Origin of the sequence: Thalassovita mangrovi (assembly GCF_009857745.1) — a bacterium.
GTDB classification, from domain to species: Bacteria; Pseudomonadota; Alphaproteobacteria; order Rhodobacterales; family Rhodobacteraceae; genus Thalassobius; species Thalassobius mangrovi.
In genome coordinates this window covers 2,501-6,623 of sequence record NZ_WWEN01000016.1, presented here as the reverse complement: position 1 = coordinate 6,623, position 4,123 = coordinate 2,501, and the positions used below count along the sequence as shown (strand labels likewise).

At 56.6% G+C, this 4,123-nt stretch carries 1 protein-coding gene, 1 tRNA gene and 2 rRNA genes; all 4 read right to left on the bottom strand.

Annotation, left to right across the window (positions count from 1 at the left end):
- Positions 1-3: 3 nt before the first annotated feature.
- The 4 genes from GR167_RS19980 to GR167_RS19965 all read right to left on the bottom strand — a co-directional run bounded on the left by GR167_RS19980 (position 4) and on the right by GR167_RS19965 (position 4,056).
- Positions 4-80 (bottom strand) — tRNA-Met (locus GR167_RS19980).
- A gap of 260 nt (positions 81-340) precedes the next feature.
- The gene (locus GR167_RS19975) at positions 341-760 is read right to left on the bottom strand and encodes a hypothetical protein (protein ID WP_160975507.1); all 420 of its coding nucleotides are present in this window, start codon (positions 758-760) and stop codon (positions 341-343) included.
- A gap of 253 nt (positions 761-1,013) precedes the next feature.
- Positions 1,014-1,128 (bottom strand): 5S ribosomal RNA (rrf, locus tag GR167_RS19970).
- 95 nt (positions 1,129-1,223) lie between these two features.
- A 23S ribosomal RNA gene (locus tag GR167_RS19965) occupies positions 1,224-4,056 on the bottom strand.
- Between the last annotated feature and the right edge of the window lie 67 nt (positions 4,057-4,123).

The window sequence follows — 4,123 nt, the reverse complement described above, 5'->3', positions numbered from 1 at the left end:
TTTTGGTTGCGGGGGCAGGATTTGAACCTGCGACCTTCAGGTTATGAGCCTGACGAGCTACCGGGCTGCTCCACCCCGCGCCAATTTGTTTGGGTGACTTATGGGATGGGGTTTGGAATTTCAAGGGCGATTCCGCGTTGTTGGGCGGCGTATGGTCATTTTTTATTTACAGTGGCGTGCTGGGTCGCAGGGATCGGCTGCCCGTTTCGAAGTCGGCATTGAGCTTTTCCGGGTACGGTGCGCGGTTGGATCTTGGCTGCGGACGCGGGGCCACGGTTTGGTGCAGGGCTGCGCCCGCGGGGGGCGCCTCAGCGGCTCGGCCTTGGCAATTGGTCCCCGCTCAGCTGCCGGCTTTCTGGGGCAAGTTGTCCAGGGTTCCGCCCGACACCAGATGATCCAACAGGTGCAGGCGGTCGCTGCCATAGCTCTGGTTGAGGGCGATCATTTCCTCCGGCGTCAGATCCCGGCGGGTATAGCCGGCGCGGGCCAGGCACTGATCGACGCCCGAGGCTTCACCGCTGTAGCGGATATGTTCCTGGCGCACCGCGACGACGCCTGGCCCCAGGATCACCCCGCCCAGCACCGCGCCGGCGATATATCCCGCGACGACGGCCTGGCGTCCGGCTTCGGGGGCTTCGGGCAGGCAGGTCTGCACCGCGTCGCGCGCGGCCAGGAAGGACTTGCCGGGCTGAGCGGGCAGCGAGGGGCCATAGGTTTCGGCGCAGCCCGCCAGCAGCGCCAGGCCCAGGGCCGCCGCCATTGCGGCCCGCGTAGGGAGCGGTCGGGGATCGGGGGAGGTGTTCGGGCGCATAAAATGTCCTGCAAATGCTCGATACTATTTAAGGCAGTGTAGCGAGACGCCCATTCGCCACAAGATGTTTGTGCAGGCCGCCAATGCGCCCGGGTTTTTCGCACAGATTTACACCGCGCGCAGGGCTGCGTGCGGTGTCAGGAACGGCTGTGTCTCAGGGCTGGTTTCATCGTAATAGAGAGATTTAAAGGTTCCTTATTAGGTTTGGCGGTGACCTACTCTCCCACGTCTTAAGACGCAGTACCATTGGCGCGACGGTGCTTAACGGCCGAGTTCGGGAAGGGATCGGGTGTTTCACTCGTGCTATGACCACCAAACCGAATAAGGAACCTATGGCCGCCCTTTCGGGCGGCGTAACCAAGTCAAGTATGTGTGTATGCTTTCGATCCGTACAGCCTTGCTGTTACTGGATCAAATCAAGCCTATCGGACAATTAGTACCGGTCAACTGAACGCATTGCTGCGCTTACATCTCCGGCCTATCGACGTGGTGGTCTACCACGGTCCTCAGGGATACCTTGTTTTGAGGGGGGCTTCCCGCTTAGATGCCTTCAGCGGTTATCCTGTCCGTTCATAGCTACCCAGCACTGCCGTTGGCACGACAACTGGTCCACCAGTGGAACGTTCACCCCGGTCCTCTCGTACTAGGGGCAACTCCTCTCAAGTATCCTACACCCACGGCAGATAGGGACCGAACTGTCTCACGACGTTCTAAACCCAGCTCACGTACCTCTTTAAACGGCGAACAGCCGTACCCTTGGGACCTGCTCCAGCCCCAGGATGAGATGAGCCGACATCGAGGTGCCAAACACTGCCGTCGATATGGACTCTTGGGCAGTATCAGCCTGTTATCCCCGGCGTACCTTTTATCCGTTGAGCGATGGCCCTTCCACGCGGGACCACCGGATCACTATGGCCGTCTTTCGACTCTGCTCGACTTGTCAGTCTCGCAGTCAGGCTGGCTTCTGCCATTGCACTCAACGAGCGATTTCCGACCGCTCTGAGCCAACCTTCGCGCGCCTCCGTTACTCTTTAGGAGGCGACCGCCCCAGTCAAACTACCCGCCACGCAGGGTCCCGGATCCGGATAACGGACCGCGGTTAGACATCAAGAGTGCGAAGGGTGGTATCTCAAGGGAGGCTCCACCGAGACTGGCGTCCCGGGTTCAAAGCCTACCACCTATCCTGCACATCACAATCCTGATGCCAGTGCGAAGCTGTAGTAAAGGTGCACGGGGTCTTTCCGTCTAACCGCGGGAAGCCTGCATCTTGACAGGCAATTCAATTTCGCTGAGTCGATGTTGGAGACAGCGGGGAAGTCGTTACGCCATTCGTGCAGGTCGGAACTTACCCGACAAGGAATTTCGCTACCTTAGGACCGTTATAGTTACGGCCGCCGTTTACCGGGGCTTCAATTCGACGCTCTCACATCTCCTTTTAACCTTCCGGCACCGGGCAGGCGTCAGACCCTATACGTCGTCTTGCGACTTCGCAGAGCCCTGTGTTTTTAGTAAACAGTCGCCACCCCCTGGTTTGTGCCCCCAGCCACTAGTTGCCTAGAAACTGGGCCTCCTTCTCGCGAACTTACGGAGGTATTTTGCCGAGTTCCTTCAACATCGTTCTCTCAAGCGCCTTGGTATTCTCTACCAGTCCACCTGTGTCGGTTTAGGGTACGGTCTTAAAGAGGGGCTATTTCCAGGAACCGATCAGCAGCCCAGACAATCCGATAAGCCTGAACTACCCTCACGATCCGTCACCACCTCACGGCCCAGGAATATTAACCTGGTTCCCATCGACTACGCCTTTCGGCCTCGCCTTAGGGGCCGGCTTACCCTGCTCAGATTAGCTTTAAGCAGGAACCCTTGGACTTTCGGCGACAGGGTCTCTCACCCTGTTTGTCGCTACTCATGTCATCATTCTCGCTAGTGATCTCTCCACCGGATCCCTCACAGGCCGGCTTCACAGAAAGCTCCATGATCCTCCAAGGACTTCCGAAGAAGTCTAAAGAGGATAGGAACTATGTCACACTACGCTCCGCTACCATGCACTATGTGCATCCTCAGCTTCGGCTCATGGCTTGAGCCCCGTTACATCTTCGCCGCAGGACAACTTATTTAGACCAGTGAGCTGTTACGCTATCTTTAAAGGATGGCTGCTTCTAAGCCAACCTCCTGGTTGTTTTGGTCGTCCCACCTGCTTTCCCACTTAGCCATGAATTGGGGGCCTTAGCTGGAGGTCAGGGTTGTTTCCCTCTCCACGACGGACGTTAGCATCCGCCGTGTGTCTGCCATCTAGTACTCCCGGGTATTCGGAGTTTGGTTAGGATCAGTAAGCCTGTGGGGCCCCATTACCCATCCAGTGCTCTACCCCCCGGGGTATTCGGATGACGCTCTACCTAAATAGATTTCGCGGAGAACCAGCTATCTCCGAGTTTGATTGGCCTTTCACCCCTAGGCACAACTCATCCCGACCTTTTTCAACAGGTGTGGGTTCGGCCCTCCAGTAAGTGTTACCTTACCTTCAGCCTGGTCATGCCTAGATCACTCGGTTTCGGGTCTGATCCCACGAACTCGACGCCCTATTAAGACTCGCTTTCGCTGCGCCTACACCTATCGGCTTAAGCTTGCTCGTGAGACCAAGTCGATGACCCATTATACAAAAGGTACGCCGTCAGCTCGCAAGGAGCCTCCGACTGATTGTAGGCGTTCGGTTTCAGGTACTGTTTCACTCCCCTCGTCGGGGTGCTTTTCACCTTTCCCTCACGGTACTGGTTCGCTATCGGTCAGTAAGGAGTACTTAGCCTTCGAGGGTGGTCCCCCGATCTTCAGACAGGATTTCACGTGTCCCGCCCTACTTAATACGTCCAATCATGCTTCCTATACGGGACTGTCACCCACTTTGGTTGGCCTTTCCAGACCATTCTAGTCACACTCATGGCTCGGCTGGTCCCCGTTCGCTCGCCGCTACTAGGGGAGTATCTGTTGATGTCCTTTCCTCCGGGTACTTAGATGTTTCAGTTCCCCGGGTTCGCTCTTAAAACCCTATGTATTCAGGTCTTAAGTACCTGTTTCAGCTTTCTATTGAGTACCCGAAGGTAACAATAGAGAACTGTCAGGTGGGTTGCCCCATTCGGAAATTCCTGGATCAAAGCTTATTCTCAGCTCACCAGGACTTATCGCAGAGTATCACGTCCTTCATCGCCTCTTACTGCCAAGGCATTCACCAAACGCCCTTCTCGCGCTTGATTTGATCCAGAAAGAGCAAGGCTTGCGCCTCATGTCGCCGGGCTGGTTCGACCGGCAACTCACTTTCTG